The 24,660-nt window shown below is 73.7% G+C and carries 24 protein-coding genes; 11 read left to right on the forward strand and 13 right to left on the reverse strand.

Going from position 1 to position 24,660, the window contains the following annotated elements; all coding sequences use genetic code 11:
- The first annotated feature begins 15 nt into the window (after positions 1 to 15).
- Both ACZ4MU_RS21440 and ACZ4MU_RS21445 read left to right on the forward strand, forming a co-directional pair.
- Positions 16 to 543 (forward strand): hypothetical protein, encoded by a 528-nt coding sequence (locus ACZ4MU_RS21440; protein WP_467878879.1) that lies wholly within the window; start codon positions 16 to 18, stop codon positions 541 to 543.
- 132 nt (positions 544 to 675) lie between these two features.
- Positions 676 to 2,013, forward strand: a complete 1,338-nt coding sequence (locus ACZ4MU_RS21445) for an MFS transporter (RefSeq protein ID WP_467878882.1) — start codon at positions 676 to 678, stop codon at positions 2,011 to 2,013.
- A gap of 86 nt (positions 2,014 to 2,099) precedes the next feature.
- Here ACZ4MU_RS21445 and ACZ4MU_RS21450 read toward each other — a convergent pair whose 3' ends face one another.
- The 4 genes from ACZ4MU_RS21450 to ACZ4MU_RS21465 form a co-directional block, all read right to left on the reverse strand.
- Positions 2,100 to 2,879, reverse strand: coding sequence for a VOC family protein (locus ACZ4MU_RS21450; RefSeq protein WP_467878885.1), 780 nt, complete (start codon positions 2,877 to 2,879; stop codon positions 2,100 to 2,102).
- Between the two features lie 244 nt (positions 2,880 to 3,123).
- Positions 3,124 to 3,699 (reverse strand): VanZ family protein, encoded by a 576-nt coding sequence (locus tag ACZ4MU_RS21455; protein ID WP_467878887.1) that lies wholly within the window; start codon positions 3,697 to 3,699, stop codon positions 3,124 to 3,126.
- Positions 3,700 to 3,753: 54 nt separating this feature from the next.
- Positions 3,754 to 4,635, reverse strand: a complete 882-nt coding sequence (locus tag ACZ4MU_RS21460) for a diacylglycerol/lipid kinase family protein (RefSeq protein ID WP_467878889.1) — start codon at positions 4,633 to 4,635, stop codon at positions 3,754 to 3,756.
- 62 nt (positions 4,636 to 4,697) lie between these two features.
- Entirely contained in the window at positions 4,698 to 6,302 is a 1,605-nt protein-coding gene (locus ACZ4MU_RS21465) for an FAD-binding oxidoreductase (RefSeq protein WP_467878892.1), read from the reverse strand.
- 99 nt (positions 6,303 to 6,401) lie between these two features.
- Here ACZ4MU_RS21465 and ACZ4MU_RS21470 point away from each other — a divergent pair, with 99 nt between their 5' ends.
- The 3 genes from ACZ4MU_RS21470 (at position 6,402) to ACZ4MU_RS21480 (ending at position 9,917) form a co-directional block, all read left to right on the forward strand.
- Positions 6,402 to 7,001, forward strand: a complete 600-nt coding sequence (locus ACZ4MU_RS21470) for a TetR/AcrR family transcriptional regulator (RefSeq protein ID WP_467878895.1) — start codon at positions 6,402 to 6,404, stop codon at positions 6,999 to 7,001.
- Positions 6,998 to 8,581, forward strand: coding sequence for a glycerol-3-phosphate dehydrogenase/oxidase (locus ACZ4MU_RS21475; protein ID WP_467878898.1), 1,584 nt, complete (start codon positions 6,998 to 7,000; stop codon positions 8,579 to 8,581). The genes ACZ4MU_RS21470 and ACZ4MU_RS21475 overlap by 4 nt, the downstream gene beginning before the upstream one ends.
- Positions 8,582 to 8,714: 133 nt before the next feature.
- Positions 8,715 to 9,917 carry a serine hydrolase domain-containing protein gene (locus ACZ4MU_RS21480; protein ID WP_467878901.1) on the forward strand — a complete coding sequence of 401 codons (1,203 nt, stop codon included), beginning with the start codon at positions 8,715 to 8,717 and terminating at the stop codon, positions 9,915 to 9,917.
- 47 nt (positions 9,918 to 9,964) lie between these two features.
- On the opposite strand, the gene ACZ4MU_RS21485 is transcribed toward ACZ4MU_RS21480, so the two are convergent.
- Positions 9,965 to 11,200 carry an IS701 family transposase gene (locus ACZ4MU_RS21485; protein WP_467878904.1) on the reverse strand — a complete coding sequence of 412 codons (1,236 nt, stop codon included), beginning with the start codon at positions 11,198 to 11,200 and terminating at the stop codon, positions 9,965 to 9,967.
- A gap of 553 nt (positions 11,201 to 11,753) precedes the next feature.
- Positions 11,754 to 12,590, reverse strand: a complete 837-nt coding sequence (locus ACZ4MU_RS21490) for an AfsR/SARP family transcriptional regulator (protein WP_467878906.1) — start codon at positions 12,588 to 12,590, stop codon at positions 11,754 to 11,756.
- A gap of 216 nt (positions 12,591 to 12,806) precedes the next feature.
- Between ACZ4MU_RS21490 and ACZ4MU_RS21495 the strand changes: the two genes are divergently transcribed.
- The 3 genes from ACZ4MU_RS21495 (at position 12,807) to ACZ4MU_RS21505 (ending at position 15,737) form a co-directional block, all read left to right on the forward strand.
- Positions 12,807 to 13,544, forward strand: coding sequence for an SDR family NAD(P)-dependent oxidoreductase (locus tag ACZ4MU_RS21495; protein ID WP_467878909.1), 738 nt, complete (start codon positions 12,807 to 12,809; stop codon positions 13,542 to 13,544).
- 94 nt (positions 13,545 to 13,638) lie between these two features.
- Positions 13,639 to 14,583: a zinc-binding dehydrogenase gene (locus ACZ4MU_RS21500; RefSeq protein ID WP_467878912.1), complete on the forward strand. Its 945-nt coding sequence runs from the start codon at positions 13,639 to 13,641 to the stop codon at positions 14,581 to 14,583.
- A 194-nt stretch (positions 14,584 to 14,777) separates the two neighbouring features.
- Positions 14,778 to 15,737, forward strand: coding sequence for an MBL fold metallo-hydrolase (locus ACZ4MU_RS21505; RefSeq protein ID WP_467878914.1), 960 nt, complete (start codon positions 14,778 to 14,780; stop codon positions 15,735 to 15,737).
- Between the two features lie 64 nt (positions 15,738 to 15,801).
- Here the strand turns inward: ACZ4MU_RS21505 and ACZ4MU_RS21510 are convergent, their stop codons facing one another.
- Positions 15,802 to 16,335, reverse strand: coding sequence for a flavin reductase family protein (locus tag ACZ4MU_RS21510; protein WP_467878916.1), 534 nt, complete (start codon positions 16,333 to 16,335; stop codon positions 15,802 to 15,804).
- A gap of 193 nt (positions 16,336 to 16,528) precedes the next feature.
- On the opposite strand from ACZ4MU_RS21510, the gene ACZ4MU_RS21515 reads away from it, so the two are divergent.
- Together ACZ4MU_RS21515 and ACZ4MU_RS21520 are read left to right on the forward strand one after the other, a co-directional pair.
- Positions 16,529 to 17,602 (forward strand): phosphotransferase family protein, encoded by a 1,074-nt coding sequence (locus ACZ4MU_RS21515; RefSeq protein ID WP_467878918.1) that lies wholly within the window; start codon positions 16,529 to 16,531, stop codon positions 17,600 to 17,602.
- A 59-nt stretch (positions 17,603 to 17,661) separates the two neighbouring features.
- Positions 17,662 to 19,131, forward strand: a complete 1,470-nt coding sequence (locus ACZ4MU_RS21520; RefSeq protein ID WP_467878921.1) for an FAD-binding protein — start codon at positions 17,662 to 17,664, stop codon at positions 19,129 to 19,131.
- 99 nt (positions 19,132 to 19,230) lie between these two features.
- Here the strand turns inward: ACZ4MU_RS21520 and ACZ4MU_RS21525 are convergent, their stop codons facing one another.
- Genes ACZ4MU_RS21525 through ACZ4MU_RS21550 form a run of 6 tightly spaced genes read right to left on the reverse strand, consistent with a single transcriptional unit; the run spans position 19,231 to position 22,837 of the window.
- Positions 19,231 to 20,286 carry an LLM class flavin-dependent oxidoreductase gene (locus tag ACZ4MU_RS21525; protein ID WP_467878923.1) on the reverse strand — a complete coding sequence of 352 codons (1,056 nt, stop codon included), beginning with the start codon at positions 20,284 to 20,286 and terminating at the stop codon, positions 19,231 to 19,233.
- 28 nt (positions 20,287 to 20,314) lie between these two features.
- Positions 20,315 to 21,091, reverse strand: a complete 777-nt coding sequence (locus ACZ4MU_RS21530; RefSeq protein ID WP_467878925.1) for an SDR family NAD(P)-dependent oxidoreductase — start codon at positions 21,089 to 21,091, stop codon at positions 20,315 to 20,317.
- Positions 21,088 to 21,549 (reverse strand): nuclear transport factor 2 family protein, encoded by a 462-nt coding sequence (locus tag ACZ4MU_RS21535; protein WP_467878927.1) that lies wholly within the window; start codon positions 21,547 to 21,549, stop codon positions 21,088 to 21,090. The genes ACZ4MU_RS21530 and ACZ4MU_RS21535 overlap by 4 nt, the downstream gene beginning before the upstream one ends.
- Entirely contained in the window at positions 21,530 to 22,045 is a 516-nt protein-coding gene (locus ACZ4MU_RS21540) for a nuclear transport factor 2 family protein (RefSeq protein WP_467878929.1), read from the reverse strand. The genes ACZ4MU_RS21535 and ACZ4MU_RS21540 overlap by 20 nt, the downstream gene beginning before the upstream one ends.
- Positions 22,046 to 22,049: 4 nt before the next feature.
- Complete coding sequence (locus tag ACZ4MU_RS21545) at positions 22,050 to 22,529, reverse strand: nuclear transport factor 2 family protein (protein WP_467878932.1); 480 nt, start codon at positions 22,527 to 22,529, stop codon at positions 22,050 to 22,052.
- Positions 22,526 to 22,837 (reverse strand): antibiotic biosynthesis monooxygenase family protein, encoded by a 312-nt coding sequence (locus tag ACZ4MU_RS21550; RefSeq protein ID WP_467878934.1) that lies wholly within the window; start codon positions 22,835 to 22,837, stop codon positions 22,526 to 22,528. Before ACZ4MU_RS21550 ends, ACZ4MU_RS21545 begins: the two co-directional genes overlap by 4 nt.
- A 232-nt stretch (positions 22,838 to 23,069) precedes the next feature.
- On the opposite strand from ACZ4MU_RS21550, the gene ACZ4MU_RS21555 reads away from it, so the two are divergent.
- Positions 23,070 to 24,650, forward strand: a complete 1,581-nt coding sequence (locus tag ACZ4MU_RS21555) for an FAD-dependent monooxygenase (RefSeq protein WP_467878937.1) — start codon at positions 23,070 to 23,072, stop codon at positions 24,648 to 24,650.
- Positions 24,651 to 24,660 lie beyond the last annotated feature (10 nt).

The raw sequence follows: 24,660 nt of genomic DNA on the forward strand, positions 1-24,660 counted from the left end.
GGAAGAGTCCCGGGCGTGACCGACTCGGCCCTCTGGATCTCGTCGCTGACCGCGGGCACGGCGGTGCTCGCCAGCTGGGTCACCAGCCGCGGCACGGCCCGCGCCGCCCAGATCCAGGCCGCCGCCACCGAGCGCACCCAGCGCACCCTCCGCGTCGGCGAGGCGCGGCGGTCGGCGTATGTGAGCCTGATCGAGCAGGCGCACAGGATGGCGGAGCTGTACTGGACTGTGTCGGACATCCACAAGTCGGGTGGCACCCACGCCGAACAGCTTCCGGCGCTGAGGGAGGTGCAGGCCAGTCTGAGGGTGGAGTACGGCAGGCTCCGCCACTTCATCTGGGTGATCAACCTGGAGGGTCCGGACAACGTGGCCGCGGCTGCCGAGAGACTTCGGCTCGCGACGCGCCCTCCGCACCGCGCACTTGGCGCGTCGATCGAGGGCGAGCCGGACGCCGCGGCGCTGTTCGACCAGTGCTACGACCCCTTCTGGGAGTCGGTCCTCGCCTTCGTCTCCGCCGCGCGCACGGCCGTGCACGACCTCTGAACCGCCTCGCGGGCCGGGGCGTCACCGGGGTCGGCGCGTCCGTAACGCCCGGGTGAGGTGGGAAGCCCGAGTCCCGGTGGGCCGGGGGAAATTGAGGGGACTCGGCGCCCGCCCGCGTACTACCCTCCCCGGATGCCTGAACTCCCCGGTGACAAGTCCGTGTCGGCCCGTTCGCGTTCGCTCTGGCGTGACCGTGACTTCGGTGTCTTCTGGGCCGCGCAGACCCTCTCCGTCGTCGGTGACTCGTTCGCCCTGGTCGCGCTCCCGCTGCTGGTGCTGCACGCGACGGGCTCGGTCGCGCAGATGGGCCTGCTGACCGGCGCCGCGGGCGTGGCAGCGGTCGGCACGGGAGTGTTCGCCGGGGTCGTCGTCGACCGGCTGGACCGCAGGAAACTCCTCATCGCCTCCGACCTGGTGCGGCTGGTGCTGTACGCGCTGATCCCGGTGGCCTGGGCCTTCGGACCGCAGATCTGGCTGCTGTACGTGGTCCTGCCGCTGGCCGAGGCCGTCGGGATGTTCTTCTCCGTCACCTACGTCACCGTCGTACGGTCCCTGGTGCCGGGCGACCGCATCACCGAGGCCAACGGGAGGCTGAACGCGACGGCCGCCGCGGCCGGCGTCGTCGGCCCGCTGCTCGCGGGGGTGGTGGCGGCCTGGCTGGGTCCGGCGGCGGCCGTCGCCGTGGACGCGGCGAGCTTCGGGGTGTCGGCGGCCTGCCTCTGCTTCGTACGGTTCACCGGGCGCGCCGGGTCCGGTGACGCGGGGGCGCGGGAGCGGCGGCGGGAGTCGATGGGCAAGGAGCTGGCAGCCGGAGTGTCGTTCCTGCGGAGCCATCCGGTGCTGCGCAGCCTGACGATCCTGCTGTCCGTCGTCAGCTTCCTGACGCTCGGTCTCAACGACCTGATCATCTATCACCTCAAGCACGACCTCGGGCAGGGCGACGGCGCGGTCGGCACCGTCTTCGCGGTCGGGGCACTGGGCACGGTCGCCGGGGCGCTGTTCGTCGCCCCCGTCCGCCACCGGCTCGGCTTCGGGGTGACCTGGACCGGCGGGGTCGCGGTCTGCGGACTCGCCCTCGCGGCGGTCGGCTCGGTCGGGACCGTGGCGGGGGTCGCGGCCCTGACCGCCGTGTTCCTGGGGTGCGTGAGCGTCTCCGGAACCTGCTCGATGTCGTTGCGGCAGGAGGTGACCCCGGACCATCTGCTCGGCCGGGTCACCTCGGCCTTCTGGACCGTCCACTACTCGGCGGCGCCCATCGGCGCGGCCGTCCTCACCTGGGCCGCGCAGCGGTACGGCACGGGACCGGTGTGCTTCTCCGCCGGGGTGTGCTGTCTGCTCGTCGCGGTGCTGGCGCTGTTCACGCCGGTCCGCGCGAGCCGTCCCGAGCAGACCGGGCCGGTCGCGGCCGGGCCCGTCCCGAGCGGCTCCGGCCAGGAGCGGGCCCGCAGCGGCTCGTGCCAGGACGACTGAACGCGCCCGCCGCCGCACGACGACGGACCCCGGCCCGGCGCCCGCGCGCGGCCACGCTCGTATCCGATGGGCGGGCCGGGAGCGGCTCAGGCCGTCTGGGGAGCGGGCTTGAGGATGGCGAAGGGCGCGCCGTGGGGGTCGGAGAGCCAGGCGATCCGTCCGACGCCCGGCACGTCCGCCGGGGGCATCAGCACCGAGCCGCCCCGCTCCCGCGCCCGGGCGGTCGTGGCGTCGGCGTCGGCCACCGCGAAGTACGGGATCCACCGCGGCTCCATGCCCTCCTGGGCCGCGGCGAGGCCGCCGAAGGTGGCGTCCTGCTGGTCGCCCTCGGCGGTGGAGAGCACGGTGTAGGTCATGCCCGGCGCCTCCATCTCCTGGGAGCGCCAGCCGAACAGCGAGCGGTAGAAGGACAGCGCGGCCGGTACGTCCCTGGCGTGCAGCTCGGCCCAGCACAGCGAGTCCTCCTGGGACGTCCGCTCCAGGCCCTGGTTGCTGCCGGGCTGCCAGACGGAGAACTCGGCGCCGCCCGGATCGGTCAGGCACGCCATCCGGCCCGCCTCCATGACGTCGAAGGGCTCCGCCCGTACGGTCCCCCCGGCCTGCTCGACCGCCTTCGCGGTGGCGTCCGCGTCGGTGGTCCTGAAGTAGACCGTCCAGGCCGGGCTCGCGCCCTCCTCGGTGAGCGGGCCCAGCGCGGCGACCGTCCTGCCGCCCTTCTGGAAGAAGCCGTACCCGCCGGCCTCGGGACCCGCGGACTGGAACTCCCAGTCGAAGACACCGCTGTAGAAGTCCGCGGAGGCGGCCGTGTCGGGGCTGCCGAGATCGAGCCAGTTGGGTGAGCCGGTGACGAAGTCGGTACCGAGCATGGGTTGTGTGCCTGCCTCTCGCGGATCCGGCCGTACGGGCGGGGGAGGCCGCGGCCGGGCCGGTGTCCTCCCGAGGGCGAACCAGCCCATAACGGATCGTAGTGACAGCGCGGCGCGGCGGGCACGCGGAAGGGCGGAACGGGTGAAGGCCGGGCGGATCCGCCTCCTGAAGCCCGGCGCACGCTGATCGGCCTCGTACGGGCACGGAGCGCAAGGGCCCCCCGTCCGTACGAGGCCGCGGTGCTCAGCGGCGCGGCTCCGCCGGCCGCCGCACGCCGAAGCGCCACGGACGGTGCGTGCGGACCCGCTTGACCTCGTCCTCCTCGCGCCGCGACTCCCCGAGGTGGTGGAAGCCGCGCCCCATGCGGCGGCCCAGCAGCAGATAGCCGAGCAGCGCCCCGGTGGTGTTGAGCAGCACGTCGTCCACGTCGAAGGCGCGGCCCTCGACGAGCGCCCCCTGCACCAGCTCGACGAAGACCATCACGACGACCGTGTACAGCAGCACGCGTACCGCCCGCAGCCGCCGGCGCACCAGCACCGGCAGGATCAGCCCGAAGGGCACGCCCAGCAGCAGGTTGCCGCCGACCTGGCGACAGGCGGCGAGGAAGGTGTAGTCGTCGGCGTACTCGCGCAGCGAGTGCCCGGGCCGCAGGTTCGCCCCCGCGATGTCCCGCGAGGCGGGCGAGGGGGTGAGGGTCAGCTCGGCGAGCACGACGGAGAACGCCACCAGCGCCGCGAACGCCACCAGCATGATCAGGACGCGAACCGCCGTGATACGCCTGTCCGTTCGCGCCTGTGCGCGGTCGGCTTGAGTGGTCATGCCGAGCGGATTCCCCGGAACGCCGACGGTACGCCCCGGCGCGCGGGGCACGTCTCACGCGAGCAGGCTGAGGGCCCCCGGCAGGACGCGCGCGGTGACCGGAAGGACGGCCTCGACCTCGCCGTCCGCCCCGTACGGCAGCGGCCGGTCCGCCTCGATGCGCACCTCCCGGCCGCGCAGGACCTCCACCTGCGGACGGCGGACGTGGCTGCCGTCCTGCAGCTCCTTCATCACGGTGAAGAACAGCCTGCGGGGCGAGTCGTGGAGGATGACCACGTCCAGCAGCCCGTCGTCCACGGCCGCGCCCGGCGCGATGCGCCGGCCGAAGCCGTAGAACCCGGAGTTGGCGGCGACGACGGTGTAGCCGCTGCGCTCGTGGACCGTGCCGTCGACCGTGACGCGGTAGTGGGCGGTGCGCCAGCCGAGTACCGCGCGCAGTCCGCCCATGTAGTACGAGGCGGCGCCGCGCAGCAGCCGCGAGGCGTTGGCGTGCCGGTTGGCCACCGCGTCGACCCCGGCGTAGACGCTGCCGAGGACGGCGACCTTGTCGTGCGCGGCCGACTCGACCTCGATGGCGTCGACTTTCCTCGGCTTCCCGCGCAGCAGGATCCCGGCCAGCGCGGCGGGCTCCGAGGGCAGTTCGAGGGCACGGGCGAAGTCGTTGCCGCGGCCGGCGGGCACGATGCCCACCAGGGCCTCGGTCCCGGCCAGCGCCCCCGCCACGCATCCGGCCATGCCGTCGCCGCCGACCCCGAGCACCACACGGCCCCGCTCGGCGGCCCGGCGGGCGAGCGTGCGCGCGTGATCGAGGCCGCGGCTGTACTCGACCTCCAGCTCGGCGCCTCCTTCGCGCAGCAGCCGGGCCAGCGGGATCAGGGCGGCGGCGCCCTGCGACCCGCCCGCGGTGGGGTTGACGACGGCCGTGAACTGTCGCATGGCTACGCTCCGATGGGCGACGACGGTGTGCTTGCGGGCGGGGGAGTGGGGTGCCGCGCGCCTCAGCGGGCGGGCGGCAGCAGGATGCCGGGGTTGAGGATGCCTGCCGGGTCGAGCCGGTCCTTGACCGCGCGCAGGACCTCGACGCCCAGCGGGCCGATCTCCCGGGCGTACCAGTCGCGGTGGTCGGTGCCGACGCCGTGGTGGTGGCTGATGGTGCCGCCCGCGGCGAGGATGGCGTCGTTGGCCGCCCGCTTGGCCGGGGCCCAGTGCGCCACCGCGTCCTCGCCCTGGGCGCTGACCACCGTGAAGTACAGGGAGGCGCCCGCCGGGTAGACGTGCGAGACGTGGCACATCACCAGCGGCGGGGTGCCCGCGTCGGTGAGCGTCCGGGTGAGGGCGGTCCGTACGGCCTCGTACAGGGCCGGGACGTCGGACCAGAAGGCGGCCGTCTCCAGCGTCTCGGCGAAGGCGCCCGCGTCGAGCAGAGCGTCGCGCAGGTAGGGCGCGTTGTAGCGGCCGTGGGCCCAGCCGGTGCCGGGATCCTCGCCGAGCGGCTCGCCCTGAGCCGCGCTCAGGGCCGCGTGCACGCGCGCCCTGCGATGGGCGACGTCCTCGGCGGTGCCCTCGTACCCGACGATCGCCAGGCAGCCCGCGTCAAAGGAGTCACCGCTGCCGATGGCGTCCGGCTTGGCCAGCCCGATCATGGTCTCGGTCTCGTCGGAGAGCCGCAGCACCGTGGGCAGCGGTCCGTCCTGGGCGAGGGCGCGCAGGGCGGCCTGCCCCTGGGCGAAGGAGGTGAAGCGCCAGCCCTCGTAGACCTTGGTCGCGGCGGTCGGGTGGATCCGTACGGTCACCGAGGTGATGACGCCGAACGCCCCCTCGGAGCCGAGGACGAGCTGGCGCAGGTCCGGCCCGGCGGCCGAGCGCGGAGCTCGGCCGAGGTCCAGGGTGCCGCGCGGGGTGGCCACCCGAAGGGCCGTCACCATGTCGTCGAAGCGGCCGAAGCCGGCCGAGGCCTGGCCGCTGGAGCGGGCGGCCGCGAACCCGCCGACGGTGGCCCACTCGAAGGACTGCGGGAAGTGGCCCAGCGTGTAACCCCGTTCGGCGAGCAGCGCCTCCGCCTCGGGGCCGCGCAGACCGGGTTGCAGGGTGGCGGTGCGCGAGACCTCGTCGAGGGCGAGCAGGCGGTTCATCCGGCGCAGATCGAGGGCGACGAACGCGGTGTGTCCGCCGCCGGGGGCCCGCGGGGTCAGACCGCCGACGACGGAGGTACCGCCGCCGAAGGGGACGACGGCCACGCGGTGCTCGGTGCAGGCCGCGAGGACGGCCAGTACCTCGTCGTGGTCGGCGGGCAGGACCACTGCGTCGGGCGCGTCGGAGACCTCGCCCGAGCGGATGCGCAGCAGGTCGGGGGTGGACTTGCCGCGGGTGTGGCGCACCCGGGTCTCGTCGTCGCCGCGGACGTGCGCCTCGCCGACCGCCTCCCGCAGAGCGGCCAGGGCCGCCCCGCTCAGCCGGGAGGGGCCGGGGGCGACGGCCGCCAGCTCCTTCGCCGGGGCGTCCGCCGGGCGCACGCCCAGCAGGTCCCGCAGCAGACCCGTCACGTCCCCGGGCAGTGGCGCCGCCTTGGCCGGATCGCCCCAGCCGCTCCACAGCATGTCCACCGAACCCACCTGATCACCCGCTTCGTCGCGCAGTTGTTCCGGTCCCACGGCGTGGGGGGGCGGCTTGCCGTCGCCCGTTCCGTCGTTACACTGTGACAGATGAAGCCCATTCGTCACAACCGTCGGGACGACGAGGCGGTGCTCGACGCCGCCCGGGACTGCGTGCTCGCCGTCGGCGTCCGCCGGACGACCCTGACCGACGTCGCACGCCGGGCCGGGGTCTCCCGGATGACCCTCTACCGGCGCTGGCCCGACGTGCGCACCCTGGTGGGCGACGTCATGACACGGGAGTGGGTGTCCGTCACCGTCGGGGACACCCCGCGCACCGACACCACCCGCCCCGTGCGCGAGCAGCTGGTCGACGGGCTCGTGACGGGGCTGCGCGCCTTCCGGGCCCACCCCCTGCTCCGCAAGATCCTCGACGTCGACCCGGAACTGCTGCTGCCGTACCTCTTCGACCGGCGCGGCGCCAGCCAGGACGCGCTGCTCGCCTACGTCCAGGAGGCGCTCGAACAGGGGCACGCCGACGGATCCGTCCGCGCGGACCACCCGAGGCGCCAGGCACGGTCGCTCTTCCTGGTCATCCAGTCCTTCGCGCTCTCGCTCCAGACCATGGCCGACGCGGCGGACCCCGACCTCGCCGACGAAGCGTTCTACGACGAGCTCCGGCACATCCTCGAGAGGACCCTCGCCCCATGAGCCGTACCGAACCCCGCTCGGACTCCTTCTCCCTCACCGCCGCCCGCCGCTCCCGCGACCTCGACCGGCTCGCCGCCGGGACGGCCGTCGACGTCCTGGTCGTCGGCCTCGGCGCGACCGGCGCGGGAGCCGCCCTCGACGCCGCCTCGCGCGGACTGTCGGTCGCCGCGATCGACGCGTACGACCTGGCGTTCGGCACCTCCCGCTGGAGCTCCAAACTCATCCACGGCGGACTGCGCTACCTCGCCTCCGGACAGCTCGGCGTCGCCCACGAGAGCGCGGTGGAGCGCGGGGTGCTGATGGAGCGCACCGCCCCCCACCTGGTACGCGCGCAGCCGTTCGTGCTGCCGCTGACCTCGCTCACCTCGCGGCGCAACGCCGCACTCGCCCAGGCCGGACTGCGCGCCGGCGACCTGCTGCGCGTCTCGGCGGGCACCGCTCGGCGCACCCTGCCCGGCCCGCGCCGCCTCTCGGCCGTCGAGACCCTGCGCAGCGCGCCCGGCCTGCGCCCGCACGGCCTCTACGGGGGGCTGCTCTCCTGGGACGGCCAACTGGCCGACGACGCCCGACTGGTGACCGCCGTCGCCCGCACCGCCGCAGGCCACGGCGCGCGCATCCTGACCCGCACCCGCGCCCTGTCCCTCACCGGCTCCGGCGCCCTCGTACGCGACGAGCTGACCGGGCAGGAGCTGACCATCCGGGCCCGGGCGGTCGTCAACGCCACCGGCGTCTGGGCCGACCGGCTCGTCGACGGCGTCACCCTGCGCCCCTCGCGCGGCACCCATCTGGTGCTGCGCGGCACCACCCTGCCCGGTCTGACCGCCGGACTGCACATCCCCGTGCCCGGCGAGAGCAGCCGCTTCGTCCTGGTCCTGCCGCAGGGCGACGGCCGGGTGTACGTCGGGCTCACGGACGAGCCCGTCGACGGGCCCGTCCAGGACGAGCCCACACCCCCCGAGTCCGACATCGGCTTCCTGCTCGACATCCTCAACACGGCCCTGGACACCCCGGTCCACCGCGACGACGTGGTGGGCGCCTTCGCCGGGCTGCGGCCGCTCCTGGACGACGCCCCGGGCCGGGCGGCGGGCGGCCGCACCGCCGACATCTCCCGGCGGCACGCGGTGCTGACGTCGAGCGAGGGCGTCGTGACCGTCGTAGGCGGCAAACTGACCACCTACCGGCGCATGGCGCAGGACGCCCTCGACGCCGCGCTGGCCGCCCGGGGCATGGAGGCCGCGCCCTGCCGCACCGCACGGCTGCCCCTGGTCGGCGCCGCGGCTCCCGCGCAGCTCGCCGCCCTGCCCGTACCGCGCAGACTGCTGGCCCGGTACGGCACCGAGGCCACCGCCCTGCACGCGCTCGGCGAGGCCGACCCCCGGATGCGGGAGCCGGTGGCCGACGGGGTGGAGACCACTCGCGCCGAACTGTGGTGGGCGGTTCGGCACGAGGGCGCGCTCGACGCTTCCGATCTGCTGGACCGGCGCACCCGGGTCGGCCTGGTGCCCGTCGACCGCGCCGCCGCCCTCGACGCGGCGCGCGAGGCGCTGGACGCGGCGGCGCACGAGCCCGCGGGGCCCTGAGCCTCCTCCTGGAGGACCCGGGAGCCGCGCGCGCGGGCGGACCTGGGCCGGATGGAGCAGCGCGAAGGCGTGCGGCGGTCCGGCGTCTGATGCTGGGTCAGGGGAGACGGGCGAGCCGGACCCGGCCGCCGCCATGCCTTCAGGAGGTACCCACGTGGTCGCACACCCGCCCGGACGCCGTGCCCGGCTGCCGCTGGCCGTAGCCGCTCTTCTCGCCGCCGCGTCGGCCGGCGCGCTCGTCCCGCCCGCCGGGGCCGCGCAGACGCCTCCCGCCCCGCACGACCGTACGCTCCAGCGGGACCTCGACCGGCTCGTGGGCGCGCCCGGCGGCCCGCCCGGCGCCATCGCGGTCCTCACCCGCGGCGACCGGGCCGAGGTCTACCGGGCCGGGGTGGCGGACATCCGGACCGGACAGCCGCCCCGCGCCACCGACCACATGCGGATCGCCAGCATCGCCAAGGCGTTCAGCGGGGCCGTGGCGCTGCGCCTGGTGGACCAGGGGCGGCTCAGGCTGGAGACCACCCTCGGCAGCCGCCTGCCGGAGCTGCCCGCCGCCTGGCACCAGGTCACCCTGCGCCAGCTGCTCCACCACACCAGCGGACTCCCCGACTTCACCGCCTCGCCCGAATTCCGCGCGATCCTGACCGAGGACCCCCACCACGTCTTCGACTCGCGCCGGCTGCTGGAGTTCGCCGCCGGGGAGCCGCTCGCCTTCCGGCCGGGCACCCGCTACCAGTACTCCAACTCCGACAACATCGCCGTGGCGCTCATGGCCGAGGCGGCGACGGGCCGCCGCTACGAGGAGCTGCTCAAGCACCTGGTGTACCGGCCGCTGGGCCTGGAGCACACCAGCCTGCCCCACGGCTACCGGCTGCCCCGCCCCTCCCTGCACGGCTACGCGGTCGACCCGCCCGCCCCGCCCGAGGACGTCACCGGACTCTTCGACACCTCGGGCGTCTGGGCCTCCGGCGCCGTCGTGTCCACACCGAAGGACCTGGGCCGCTTCATCCGCGGCTACGCAGGAGGCGGCCTCTTCTCCGCGCACACCCGCAAGGAGCAGCTGAGGTTCCGCCCCGGCGCGGCCTCCGAACCGGCGGGCCCGGGCGTCAACTCCGCCGGACTCGCCCTGTTCCGTTACGCCACCCGCTGCGGAGTGCTCTACGGCCACACCGGCAACACCGCCGGATACACCCAGCTGGCCGCCGCCACACCGGACGGCAGGAGGTCCCTCACCTTCTCGATCACGACCCAGACCAGCAAGAGCGTCAAGCCCGCCCTCCTGGCCCAGCTGCGCCGGGCCCAGGAGGACTTCGCGTGCGCGCTGCTGCGCCGCTGAGGAGTCGGCCGAGGCGCGGGGCGGCGGCCGGCGCGGGCGGCGGAAGGTCAGGCCCGGCCTCCTCCCCGACCCGCCTTCTTCGCCGCCCCCGCGTCCGCGTCCAGCACCGACACCGCGTGCGCCGCCGACGCCAGCGTCACATGGCGGTGCCAGCCCGCGTACGAGCGGCCGGTGAAGTCCCGGATGCCCAGACGGTCGGTGGTCTCGCGGAAGTCGTGGTCGGCGCGCCGGACGAGCCGGGTCAACCGCATCAGGGTGGGCAGCCGGGTCTCCGTCATATCGGTGAGCCACAGCTCCACCGGCCCCTGCCTGCGGCCCTCCGCGACGCCCAGGAGGGCCAGGTCGCCGGGCCCCGCCAACTGCCGTACGGCGGGGGAGGGGCGGACGCCGATCCTGGTGGTGAGGTGCATCGGCCGGTCGCTGCGGAGGTCGTGTCCCGGCAGCGGGGCCGGGCGCATCCGGTCCCGGGCGGCGGTCATGATCTGAACCGCCTGCCGGACCTCCGGGGCACGCCCGTGCAGCGCCGGGTCGGTCACGGTGAGCTGGACCGCGCCGTTGATCCGGGCGAGGAAGGGGACGCCCGCGGCCCGGAACGCGGCGACGGTGGAGGCCAGGTCCATGTGCCGGGCGTCCAGCACGACCGGGCGCCGCGGCAGCCCCCACGTGCTCGCCGTCTCCACGGCCGCCTCCACCGCCCAGTCGCCCAGGGTGCGGTCGCCCAGGTCGTCGGGGATGGACGCCTGGCGGCGCCGGATGCGGTCGTCGAGCCAGGAGGGCGACAGGTGCAGTCGCCAGTTGAGGGGCACGCTCATGTGCTCGTTGGCGGACCACACCCCCACCGCCTGCTGGGCGTTGACGAGCTGGCCCAGCTCGGAGACGAACTGGCGGTCCACACCGACGGAGTTCTCCCCGGTCTTGGGGATGACCATGGGCCGCACCACGTACGCCAGCGGCGGGTCGAGGCGGGTGATGTGACGGGCCAGGGAGCGCCGCACCGGGACCCAGTCCCAGGTCGAGTCGCTCACGAAGTGGTGCAGGCTCTGCTCGGTGGCCGAACCACCCAGCAGGGCAGCCATGTTGCGGATCGAGCGGCGCCCCTCCGCGCCGAGCAGGCCGCGCAGATACGCGAGGCCCCGCAGCCGTTGGTCACTGCGGCGCAGGGACGCGAACAGCACGGTGCTCACTTCGGTGAGCACCCGCTCGTCCCAGCCCGCGGGTGCGGCGCGTTGATGGCAGTCGTCGTCCGGCGGACAGTTCTCCAGTGTCTGGGCAGCGGCGTTCATCGAGTCCCCCGTGGACTTTGGAATGAGTGGGAAGGAGGCCCGCCCGGCGGGGCGAACCACTTGATTCCGGCTCCAACGATGCTCTGGGCGCACTCGCGTGCCAAGGGTGAGGGGGCACCCTCTGACCACCCCCGGGCGGGGGGTGACCCCCCTACCGCCGCTCCCAATCTTCCGGCCCCCGCTTCCTGTCGGAGACACATGTCACACGTGGTGGTCCGAGGGGGTGGCGGACACCACGGGAAACGGCATGTTCCGGTAAAGGACCGGTCGACCGGCCCGTTCCGGCCCGCGAACCGCCTGGTCGGACCGGTGCGCCGGCGGTGACGGGGTGCGGTGGATGTGTGGTCCGCCCACACAGGACGCACGGCGCGGCAGGGGCGGAGTGGCCGTGCGCCCGTTACCAGGGGTTCGGCCGCGGCACGCGGCGCGGGCCCCCCGGCCGGGCGGGGACACCCCGGCGCGGACACGCGAAAGCCCGGCCGCGCAGACCATGGGGTCTTCGCGGCCGGGCGTTCCGGCTGCCGGCCACCCGGGAGGGGTGTTCCGCATCCGGTCAGGCCGAGCGGGCTCCGCTGTGGGCGAGCAGATCCAGCGAGAGCAGCGGGACGGTCTCGCGGGGCGCGTCGATCACCGGGTCACAAGCCAGCACCGCCTGATGGAGGCGGTTCATCCGCGGCGACGGTTCGAGCCCGAGCTCCTCGCCGAGCGTTCTGCGCAGGCGCTGGACGACCTCCAGTGCCTGGGTGCGCCGGCCCGAACGGCTCAGCGCCAGCATGAACTGGGCATGCAGATTCTCGTGGGTCGGATACGAGGCGCACAGCCCGCTCAGTTCACCGAGAAGATCATGGTGCCTGCCGAGCCGGAGATCCGCGTCGATACGCTGTTCCTGGACGCTGATCCGTGTTTCCTCCAGACCCGCCAGATGAATACGCAGAACGGGGCCGGCCTGAACGTCGGAGAGCGCGGAACCCTGCCACAAATCCAGTGCCGCGGAAAGCAGTTCGGAAGCGGCGGCGTCGTTCCTGCCGAGTTCCGCCCGGCCCTGTCGTACGAGATCGTGAAATCGGTCGGCATCGAGTCCGCCGGGGTGCACGGTGAGCAGATATCCGCCGTCCCGGGTCTGCAGCGATTCACGTGCCGCCTTGAGGCTGCCGATACGCGGCACACGCTTCAGGATGCGCCTGAGCTGCAGAACGTACGACTGGAGAGTGGAAAGCCCGGTATCCGGAGGACTTTCTCCCCACAGCTCCTCGATACACGTGCCGACCGTGACGACCTGATTGGCGTTGAAGACGAGCAGCGCGAGGAGCTGACGCTGCTTGGGCGCCGTGGGGGCGTAATCCTGACCGTTTTCCCGCACCCGCAGCGAACCGAGCACCGAGAATTCCATGACGACCTCCCGTTGGTTCTGCCGGATCGACGAAACCGCCGACAACCGGTGGTCCCGTTGTTCAGCGAGACTATCCCCGGGGCCCGGCCGGACCTCCCAGGAGAGTTCAGGATCCGTCAACTCGCTCCATCGCGGCCCCCCATCGGGAGTTCAGCCAGCCTCCCTCGGGATTCCGTACCGTCGGAGCCCGTCGACACGATCCCCGAGGAGGCACACGTGCGACTCGCAGGGAAGGTCGCCATCGTCACCGGTGGCACCAAAGGCCTGGGGTACGCGATCGCCCAGGCATACGCCAAGGAAGGGTGCCGCGTCGTCTGCGCCGCCCGCGAGCCCGACGAGGGGCGCGAACTGCCGCCGGTGGGTGAGGGCGACCTCGCCTACCACCCCGTCGACGTCCGCGACCCGGACTCGGTGGAGGAGCTGATGCGCGGCACCTACGAGGCGTACGGCCGCCTCGACGTCCTGGTGGCGGGTGCGGGCGTCAGCCGGGCAGGCCCGGCCGAGCGGCTGGACGCCGCGCACTGGGCCGATGTCATCTCCACCAACCTCAACGGCACGTTCCTGTCCGTGCGTTCGGCGCTTCCGTACCTGGCGCGCGACGGCGGCGGCCGTGTCATCACCCTGTCGTCGGCGCTCGCGACCCGGGTGGCCCCGGGCTCGTCGGCGTACGCGGCGTCGAAGGCGGGGATCGAGATGCTCACCCGTGTCGTCGCCGTCGAGATGGCGGGCCGCCCCATCACGGTGAACTGCCTGAGCCCGGGCTTCATCGACGAGGGAATGGGACGCCAACTGGCCCGCAACGAAGCCGTCTGGGACTACTACCGCGGCAAGATCGCGGCCGGGCGCGCCGGGCGGGCCGACGAGGTCGCCGACGCGGCCCTCTTCCTCGCCGACGACGGCTCCGACTACGTCAACGGCCATGTCCTGGAGGTCAACGGCGGTCTGCGGTGGTGACCGACGGGCACCCGGGCCACGAGCTCGCGCACACCCGCACCACATCCCCGGCAGCAGTCCCCTCTCACCGAAGGAGAGCGACACCCATGTCCCCATGGACCCCGGCGAAGCGGGCGGAGGCCTCGTGAAGGCACTCGTCTGCGGTGACTCCGCCCTGCGCCTCGCATCGGTCGCCGAACCCGGACCGCGCCCCGACCAGGCGCTCGTGGAGGTGCGCGCGGTCGCCGTCAACCGCGGGGAGCTCGCCCTGATGGGCCGGCTCCCGCCCGGCTCCCGGCTCGGCTGGGACGTGGCGGGCACGGTCCTGCGCGCCGCCGCCGACGGCAGCGGCCCCGAGGCCGGCACCCGCGTCACGGCGCTCGCCGAACGCGACGGCTGGGCCGAGCGCATAGCCCTCTCGCCCACCCGGCTGGCCCCCGTGCCGGCCGACCTGGACTGGCCCGCCGCTGCCGCCCTGCCGGTGGCCGGACTGACCGCGCTGTACGCCCTGGAGTACGCAGGTCCCCTGCTCGGCAGATCCGTGCTGGTCACCGGTGCGGGCGGGGGAGTGGGCCGGATGCTGGTGCAGCTCGCCGCCGCCGCGGGCGCCGAGGTGATCGCCCAGGTCGGCTCCCCGGGCCGCGCGGAGGGGCTGCGGGCGCTGGGCGCCCACACCGTCGAGACGTACGAGGAGGGCGCCACCGGCGGTGTGGTGGACGTCCTCGTCGACAGCGTCGGCGGCCAGGTGCTCACCGGCGCCTTCGGGCGCGTACGGCCGGGCGGCACGGTCGTGTGCTACGGCAACACCGTGCGCGAGGAGCTGCGGCTGCCGCTGGACTGGGGCCATGCCCGCCCCGGACTGCGGATCTCCTACCTCCACCTCTTCGACGAGGTGACCCGGCGCGACGTCGCGCGTGACCTCGCCTCACTCGTCCGGCTGGTGGCCCAGGGGCGGCTCACCCCCGAGGTCGCGGCGGTCGGCTCCTGGAGCGATCCCGGCCCCGCGCTCGACGCGCTGCGCGGGCGGCAGGCCAACGGCAAGGTCGTCCTCACCCTCTGAGGCCTTCCTCCCCGGGCCCGGCGGTGTGTGCGGACCGCCGGGCCCTTCGGGCTGCCGCCCCACGGTCCGGGTCTCTCCGCCTGCCGCGCCCCGGTCCGGGCCCTTCGGGCTGCCGCCCCACGGCCCCGGCCCCTCCAGCCACCGATCATCGGCGCACCTGCCGTCCTCCAGGGGCCGCGGCCACCGTGGAGGGCATGAGCCTGCCATCCACGACGCCCCACGACAGCCGCCCCTCCCGGGTACCGCCGCCCCGCGTGGAGGAGGTGGCCGACCGGATCTTCGCGTACGTCCAGCCCGACGGGGGCTGGTGCCTGAACAATGCCGGGATCCTCGCCGGCCCCCACTCGGTGGCCCTCGTGGACACCGCGGCCACCGAGGCCAGGGCCCGCGCCCTGCGCGCCGCCGCCCTCGAACGCGGCGGTGCCGAGCCGCGGACCGTCCTGAACACCCACCACCACGGCGACCACACCTTCGGCAACGCCGTCGCCGCCCCGTACGCCACCGTCGTCGCCCACACCCTGACCCGCGCCGAGATGGCCGAGAAGGGCGAGGGCCTCAAACACGTCTGGCCCGCCACGCCCTGGGGCGACCTCGGTGACCTCGCCCGCTCCCTGCCGACCGTGACGTTCGAGGACCGGCTGACGGTGTATGTGGACGAGCTGGCCGTCGAGCTGATGTACGTGGGTCCGGCGCACTCCGGCAACGACGTGGTGGTGTGGGTGCCGGAGCACCGGGTGCTGTTCGCGGGCGACGTCCTGATGCCGGGCTGCACACCGTTCCTGCTGGCGGGCTCGGTCGTGGGCTCCCTGGAGGCGATCGCGCGGCTGCGGGCGCTGGGCCCCCGTACCGTCGTGGGCGGACACGGGCCGGTGGCCGGGTCCGAGGCGCTGGACGAGGCCGAGGCGTATCTGCGGTGGCTCCAGAAGACCGCCGCCCAGGGGATCGACGCGGGACTCACCCCGTTCGAGACGGCCCGCGACACTCCGCTGGGCGAGTACGCGCGGCTGCGTGACCCGGAGCGGCTGGTGGCCAATCTGCACCGCGCCTACTCCGAGGCGCTCGGCCGTCCGCTGGACACCCAGATCCGCTCGGCGCCGGTGATGGGCGAGATGGCCCGCCTCAACGGCGGTGACGTGCCGGCCTGTCTGGCCTGAGCGTACGTGTGCGACGCCGCCCCGCCGGTCCGACCGGCGGGGCGGCGTCGCACACGTACGGCCGCTACGGGGTGACCTCGCCCGAGGGGGCGACGGTGTGCAGGGCTCCGCGGTGGAAGACCAGCGGCGGGCGCGCCGCGTCCACCCCCAGGCCCACCACCTCGGCGACGGCGAAGAAGTGGTCGCCGAGCCGCTGTACCTGGCGCACCAGGCAGTCCAGCCAAGCGGTGGTGCCGGGCAGTACCGGGTTGCCGTGTGGCGACTCCCACCACGTCAGACCGGCGAACTTGCCCGAGGTGTCACCGGATCCGCCACTCTTGGCGAAGCGGGCGCACAGCTCCTGCTGGTCGTGGGCGAGGATGTTGACGGTGAAGGAACCCGCCTCGCTCATCGGCGGCCAGCTCACGGACTTCTCGTCGATGAAGATCCCCACGAGCGGTGGTTCCAGCGACACCGACACGAACGACCCCACCACGAGACCGGCGGGCCCGGCCGCCGTCGCGGCGGTGACCACGGTGACGGGACTCGGAACGTGGCCGAGTATGTGCCGGAACAGCTGCGGCTCCACGAACGCGCCCACAGGCGGTGCCCAGGACATGTCGACCTCCCCAAACGGTGTTCTGCGGTCACCGGCCATGCTGGCGGCCTCGGTTGGGGAACCGGTCTCAGACCGATGCAGCGCCGCCGATGACCGCGTCGGGCCGGGTCCGGCCGCGCCGTGATCCTCCATCCGGTCCCCATCGGCCCCCTCGACGATGGGGGACACCCGTATATGGATGGAGGAGCCGGCCATGCCCGTGCCCCAGCAACGTGATCCGGAACTCACCCGAAAACAGCTGACGACCTGGCTCGCCGAGCGGCTGCCGCAGGCGCCGGACCTCCAGGTCCGCGTCGAGGTGCCCGAGGGCCTCGGCTTCTCCCACGAGACGCTGCTGGTGGACACCAAGTGGGGCCCGGCGGGCGCCGAGCGCCACCGCCGCCTGGTCGTCCGGGTGGCGCCCACCCGCTACCGGGTGATGCCGGGCTCCCGGCTGGAGGAGGAGTACCGCGTCCTGCGCGCGCTGGGCGGCACCGATGTGCCGGTGCCGGGCGTCCTCGGCTTCGAGGCCGACCCCGGACTGCTCGGCGCGCCCTTCTACGCCATGGACCGTGTCGAGGGCTGGGTCCCGCCGGACCTGCCCTCGTACCACCGCGACGGCGGCCCTGTGGCCGCGCTCGACGAGGCCGGCCGCGCGGCGGTGTGGTGGGGCGGGGTGGAGGCACTGCACCGCGTCCACCGCCTCGACGTGGCGGCCCTCGGCCTGGACGACCTGCGCCGCTCGGTGCACGGGCCGTACGGACTCGGCGCCCAACTCGACTATTACGAGGCCCATATGGACCACTTCGGCGGCGCGGACAGCGCCCCGGTCCGGGAGGCGCTGGCACTGCTGCGGGACGGGCTGCCGCCCGAGGCGGAGCCGCCGAGCCTGCTGTGGGGCGACGCGCGTCTGGGCAACCTGATGTTCTCCGGGGTGACCCCCGTGGCCGTACTGGACTGGGAGATGACCTTCCTGGGCCCCGGCGAGGCCGACCTCGGCTGGTACCTCTACCTCGACCGGCACCTCAGCGAGGGCGTCGGCGCACCCCGGCTGCCGGGGCTGCCCGGCCGCGCGGAGACGATCCGGCGCTACGAGGAGCTGGCGGGGCGGTCCGTCGCGGCGCACATGGACTGGTACGAGGTGTTCGCGGGTCTCCGATTCGCCCTGATCGCCTCCCGGGTCGGCCGGCTCCTGGTCGAGCACGGCCTGGTCGCCGCCGAGGCGGACGTCCCGCTCGCCCGCAACGCCGCCAACCTGCTGGCCCGCACCCTGCGCCCGCTGACCTGACCCCCGCACATGTCCCACCCACCCCGCACATCTTCCGACCCGTTGAGAGAGGCCGTCCCATGGAAACCCATCAGCACCGCACCGACGCCCTGGTCGTCGGCAGCGGTTACGCCGGATCGATCGCGGCCCTGCGGCTCGCCGAGGCCGGGGTCGCCACGATCGTGCTGGAGCGCGGCCGCCGCTGGCAGGTCGGCGCCGACGGCGACACCTTCGCCACCCAGCACCGGCCGGACGGCCGCGCGTCCTGGCTGAGCCCGAAGTCCCCGCTCACCGACAAGACGCTCGACATCTACCCCGGCGTCCTGGAATCCCTGGAGGGCGAAGGCCTGACGATGATCGCCGCGGCCGGCGTCGGCGGTGCCTCACTGCTCAGCAACGGCACCATGGCCGAACCCTCGCCCGAGCTCTTCCGCCGGGCCTTCGGGGACTTCCTCGACCAGCGCGAGATGCACGACGTCTGGTATCCCCAGGCCCGGGAGCTGATCGGCTGCTCCCCGATACCCAAGGACGTCCTGGACTCGGACTTCTACCGCTCCTCGCGCGACTTCATGGACCAGCTGGAGCGCGCGGGCATCCCCTACGACCTGGTCGACCTGGCCGTCGACTGGGACGTGATCCGCGAGGAGATGGCCGGGCGCCGCGCCGCCTCGCACATCGCCGGGCTCAACGTCTTCGGGGTGAACAGCGGCGCCCAGCGCAGCATGGACCGCACCGTGCTGGCCCGCGCCGAGGCGACCGGCCATGCCGAGGTGCGTCCGCTGAGCGTGGTCACCGGCATCCGTCCGCACGGCGACGGCCATCTGGTGAGCTACGACGAACTGGACGAGCGGGGTGTGCCGGTGGCCCGGCACGAGGTGCGCACCACCCATCTGGTCCTGGCGGCGGGCACGCTGGGCACGACCCGGCTGCTGCTGCGCGCGAAGGCCGAGGGGTGGCTGCCGGGGCTCGACGCCTCGGTGGGCACCCGGGTCGGCAACAGTGAGGTCATCACCGCCCGGACGGGCATGGCGCCCAACAACCCGGCGCAGGGCGGCCCGTGCTCGGTCATCGTCAAGGACTGGCAGGACAACCCCCACGCCCCCGTGACCCTGCTCAACTTCCCCTGGGTGGACGCCCCCTGCGACGAGGGGTGGATCACCACGATCGGCGCCTCGCCGACCGAACCGCTCGGTTCCTTCCGCCACGACGCCGCCCGGGACGACGTCGTCCTGAACTGGCCCGTGGAGGACCCCCGCGCGGTGCGGGCCACCCACGCGGTCCAGCACACCCTGGACCGGCTCAACGCCGCCACCCCCGGCACCAGGACCGCCTTCAACCGCATCGGCACCACGGGCGGGAATGTGGTGGGCGGTGTGCCGCTGGGCCTGGCCACCGAGGCCGACGGCAGTGTGCGCGGCGCGCGCAACCTGTACGTCGTCGACAGCTCGCTGCTGCACGGCTCCTCCGGCGCCGTGCCGCCGGCGCTGACCGTCTCGGCGGTCGCCGCGCGCGTGGCCTCGCTCCTGGTGGCCTCCGTGACCGGCGCCTGACGCGCCACCCGTCCGGACGCGGACGGACGAGAGGGGCTCCCCCGATGAACTCGGGGGAGCCCCTTCCTCGTGCCGCGCGCTGTGCGAAGAGCCTTACCTCTAGCGGAAGTTGGGGATGACGTGCTCGGCGAAGAGACGGGCGGTGCGGGCCGTCTCCTCGTAGGGCGGGTTACCGGAGATCATCTGGAGGCTGATGGTGACGTCGCCGTACCACTCGCGGATGGTACGCAGTCGCTCGGTGACCTCGTCCGGGGTGCCGACCAGCGTCTTGTTCTCGGCCACCGACTTGTCGAAGTCCGACTTCTTGATCTTGTCGACGATGGCCTCGTACCCGGCGTACCCCTCGCTGCGCCGGGTGCCCCACGCGGCGACCGCGTCGACCATCACGGCGTTGGTGCGCTGGGAGTACTCCCGGCCCTTGGCGCGGGCCTCGGCGGAGTCCTCGGCGAGGTAACAGCCGTAGCTCAGGTGCACCTCGTCGCCGCCCGGCGCGTGGCCCGCCTCCGCGTACGCCTTGCGGTACAGGGTGAGCATCTCCTGCACCTTCTCGCGCTTGGAGATGGACGGCACCAGCAGCAGCCCGTGGCCGTCGTGGCCGGCCTGCTCGCAGGAGGAGGGGGTGATGGCCGCGGCCACCAGGATCCTGGGGTGCGGGCGCTGGTAGGGCCGCGGGAGCAGGGTGACCGGGCCGAACTTGTAGAACTCGCTGTCCCAGACCACGTTCTCCTGTGCCCACAGCTTCTGGCAGGCCCGCAGGCCGTCCAGGAAGCGCGGCCGGCTCTCGTCCATGGCCAGCTCGAAGGCGTCGAACTCGTCGGGCAGGAAGGCCCGGCCGAAGCCCACCTGGAGGCGGCCCTTGGAGATGTTGTCCAGCATGGCGAGCTTGCCGGCCAGCTTCAGCGGGTGGGTGAAGGCGGGGATCACGGCGCCGGTCACCAGCTTGATGCGGCTGGTGCGGGCGGCCGCGGCCGCGAGGAAGGTGACCGGGTCGGGGCTGTAGCCGCCGTACTTGAAGAAGTAGTGCTCGACGGTCTTGACGTGGTCGTAGCCGAGCTCCTCGGCGAGTTCCACGAGCCGCAGGGCCTCGTCGAAGTACACGTCGGCGGGCTTCTCTTCGGGGCCGACGGTGGGGAAGAAGTTGATGCCGAATTCCATTGCTACTCCGTGACGTTGGGGTGTGCGGTCAGAACACGACTCCGGCGCCGCCGTCCACCGGCAGCACCAGGCCGGTGGCGAAGGACGCCTCGGGGCGGGCGAGGTGGACCAGCCACCAGGCGATCTCCTCGGGCTGCCCCACCCGGCCGAGCGGAACCCGGGCGCGCTGGCGCTCGCGCATCCGCTCCACGCCGGCTGCGTCGAGCCCGGCGTGCTCGCCGATGGGGGTCTCCACGGGCCCGGGCGCCACGGCGGCGACCCGGATGCCGCGCGGCGCGAGTTCGAGCGCCCAGGTGCGGGTGAGGAAGTCCAGCGCCGCCTTCGTGGCGCCGTAGACGGAATGGCCGGGCCAGCCCCGCTGGTTGCCGGCGGTGGTGACATTGAGGACGGTGCCCTTCGCCGCTTCCAGGTGGGGCAGCGCCTCCTGGGTGAGGAAGAGGGGTGCGAGCAGGTTGGTGGCCACCTGGCGGTGGGTGTCGTCCGCCTCGATGGCGCCGAGCGGGGCCGAGCGCATGGTGACCGCGTTGTTCACCAGCACGTCGAGCCCGCCCAGTTCGCGCACGGCCGCCTCGACGACCAGGCGCGGCCCCTGCGGCGCCGAGATGTCGGCGGCGAACGGGTGGATCCCGGGCCGCCCGGCCGCGGTGTCCGCGAGCCGGGTGGCGCCGCGCCCCACCACCAGCACCCGGGCGCCCTCGTCGGCGAAGGCGTGCGCCACCGCCCGCCCGATGCCGGTGCCGGCCCCGGTGACGACGACGCGCCGCCCGGCCAGGCCCTGGTCCGGGCCCGTGGCGGTGCCGGTCACAGCTCCGTGCGCTCTCCGTCGGTGCCCACCGGCGACCACCACAGGTTGCCGCGCGTGACACCGTCGGCGAACAGGGCGCTGCGGCCCTCGACGATCCGGCCGTTCTCCCAGCGCAGCATGTGCACGCCCTCGACCTGGAGCCGCTCGTACGGAGAGACGGTGCCCTCCTCGGCGTGGGCGCGGTAACCGTCGAGGCGGTAGATGTCGACGGAGACGCCCTCCGCCTCGTTGATCAGGATGTGCTGCGTCTCCGCCTCGATACGGCCGCCGCACGCCTCGCCCAGCTTGCCCATCTTCTGGAGGTAGTCGTCCAGGCCGTTGAACCAGCCGGCGAACTGGTGGTTGCCCGGCATCTGGAAGCGCAGGTCCTCGGACCAGTATTCGGTGATCTTGGCGCGGTCGCCGGTCATGAGGGCCGCGTAGGCGGCCTTCACCCGCTCAACGGTCAGATCGGCCATGGTGTTCCTCCTGCTCGGAGCCGGTGTGCGAACCGGCGACGCTGTCATGGGAGTTGACCCGGTGCCGGACGAGCCAGCCGTCGTCGTGACGGACCAGCTCGTCCCGCCCGGTGGTGCTCAGATGGAGCTCGCAGCGCCCGCCGCGCGGTGTCTGGACGAGCACCGCGTCGTAACGGGTGTGCACGACGCCGTCCGGTGCCGGGCGCACGGTCAGCATCCCGATCAGATACCGCCGCACCCGCCCGTCCGCCCGGCGCTCGCCCACGGCCCCCCGGGCCGCCGCGGCGATCGCGGGGCGCCCGGTGCGTACGGGCGGCGCGTTCCCGGCGAATACCTTGTCCGCCGGGGCCTCCTGCTCGAAGACGGCGTCCTCGGTGAAGGTGAGCGCCCAGCGCTCCACGTCGCCCTCGCCGAGGAGGCGCACCTGGCGGGCGTAGAACCGCTGGATCTCGGCGTAGAGACGGCCGTCGGCGGTCCGCGGCGGTGGGGGCGCCACCGGTTCAGGCCCCGTCGTGGGCGATGTCGCGGTGCTTGATCATCCACCGCCCGGCCCGCCTGACCAGCACGTCCTCGCCGGTGGTGCTCAGATACACCGAGGCCTTGCCGCCGCGCGGGGTCTCGAAGACCACCGCGTAGTAGTGGGTGCGGACCGCCTCCTCGTCTCCCGCCCGCGCGCTCTCGGGGGTGGCGACCACCATGGAGAACCAGTGGCGGCGCTGGACGTCGCGCCCCGCGAGCCGGTCGACGCCGCGCCGCATCGAGGTGGCGATGTGGAGACGGCCCTTCCACGGCTCGGGTTTGACGTTCTGCGCGAACACCCCGTCCTCGGTGAACCCCTCGGCCCACTCCTCCGCCTCACCCGCGTCGAGCAACTGCATATGGCGGGCGTAGAACTGGAGGATCTGGGCGTAGGTGTCCGCCGAGACGGCGGGCACATGGGTGCCGGCGTTCGCCATCACCGCCGCGACATCGGGGGTCACCGGGTGGCTCCGGCCTCACGGGCCACGCCTTCGACCACGACGTCGCTCAGGTGCGGCTCGCCCTTGATGACGGTGCCGAGCGCCTTGAGGCGGGCCCGGAACTCGGGCTCGGCCAGCGCCGTGTCGAAGGACTCCTTGCTGTCCCACTCCGCCACGTTGAAGTAGACGCCCGGGTCCTTCTGGGAGCGGATCAGCTGGTAGCGGATCAGACCGGGCTGCTCCTCCATGAACTCGGCGACGTGCGCGTAGATCCGCTCCAGCTCCTCGGGCTTGCCGATGAGCGTCAGCTTGTTGACGAAGACGACCACGAAGACTCCTCGTTAGGACGAACGGTGGCACCCGGCCACCGGTGGTGGCCCCGGGGGCGTTCTCCAATCTCCGCCGCGCCGCTGATGCCTGGTTGGTGGTTCGTTGGTGGCACGACGGCGCCGCACGGCCACGACCGGGCCCCCAGCCCCTCGGCATCACGCCCCGATCCGGTCACCGCCCCGGCTGCCGATGCTGGAGGCACCGTCTTGTCCACCGAACCCGGGAGTGCCCGTGTCCGAGGCATCCGTGCCCGTCCTCATCGCCGGCGGAGGTCTGTCAGGCCTGTCCACCGCGCTCTTCCTCGGTCTGCACGGCGTCCGGCCGCTGCTGGTCGAGAAACACCCTGGCACCTCCGTCGTGATGAAGGCGCGCGGGCAGTACCCGCACACCATGGAGGCGCTGCGCATCGGCGGGGTGGCCGACCGGATCACCGCCGCCTCGCCGGGCGGCACCGGCGACTTCTACATGGCGCTCGCCGAGACCCTCTCCGGCCCGGTGCTGCGGGGCATCATGACGCAGGGCGAGATGAGCATGGGCCATGTCTCGCCCGAGGACTGGGCCATGGCCAGCCAGGAGCTCACCGAGGTCATCCTCGCCGAGCGGGCCCGCGAGCTCGGCGCCGAACTCGCCTTCGGCACCGAGCTGGTCTCCTTCACCCAGGACGCCGACGGGGTGACGGCCCTCCTGCGCGACGTGGCCACCGGCGCCGAACGCACCGTACGTGCCCGGCAGATGGTCGCGGCGGACGGCCGCAAGAGCCCGGCCCGCCGGGCGCTGGGCATCGGCGTCCACGGGCGGGGCCGTCTGGGGGAGGTCTTCCGGGTCTTCTTCGACGCGGACATGAGCGGCCCCCTGGCGGGGCTCGCGGGCGGGGTGACCGAGGGCCGCAGGTTCGCCCTGTTCCACCTTCTGCACCCGGTGCCGGGCGTCTTCTACACCACGGACATCCCGGGCCGGTACGGCTACATCCACGGCATGACCAGGGACCAGCCCGATTTCAGCGGCTACACCGAGGAGCAGTGCGCCGCCCTCGTCCGCACCGGTCTGGGCATGCCGGGGCTGGAGCTGACGGTGGCCGGTTCTGGCCGCACCGAGATCGTCAGCGAGGTCGCGGACCGGTTCACCGCGGGGCGGGTGCACCTGGTGGGCGACGCGGCCAAGGTGGTGCCCGCGCCGGGCGGCCTCGGCGGAAACACGGCCATCATGGACGGGTTCTACCTCGCGTGGAAGCTGGCCATGACCGTCCGCGGCCAGGCCGGTCCCGGGCTGCTCGCCAGCCACGACGCGGAGCGCAGGCCGGTCTCCGACATGATCGCGGAGCAGCAGTTCGCCAACACGGTCGAGCGCCTGGGCCCCGACCTCGACGACGGTACGGCGGCCGCGCCCATCGACCCGGTGATCCAGGTCTTCGGCTACCGCTGCGCCCAGGGCGCCGTGGTCCTGGAGTCCGGCGACGAGGGCGAACTCCTGGAGGACCCCACGGCCCCCACCGGCCGCCCCGGCTCGCGGGCGCCGTATGTGCCGCTCGACGGGGGCGGCTCCACCACCGCCCTGTTCGGCCGCTCCTTCGTCCTGCTCGCCGGGGCCGACGCCACGGGGTGGGAGGCCGCGGCCAAGAGCGCCGCCGGCCGGCTCGGCATCGACCTCGCCGTCCACCGGGCGAGCGGCTGGGAGAAGAGCTACGGCGTGACGTCCTCGGGCGCGGCCCTGGTGCGGCCCGACCGCTTCATCGCCTGGCGCGCCGCGGACGACTCGGCCACGGACGGCCTGGAGGCCGCCCTGCGGACGGTCCTGGACCGCCCGAACGACTGACCACACCGCT

Source organism: Streptomyces sp. NPDC026377, assembly GCF_055567715.1.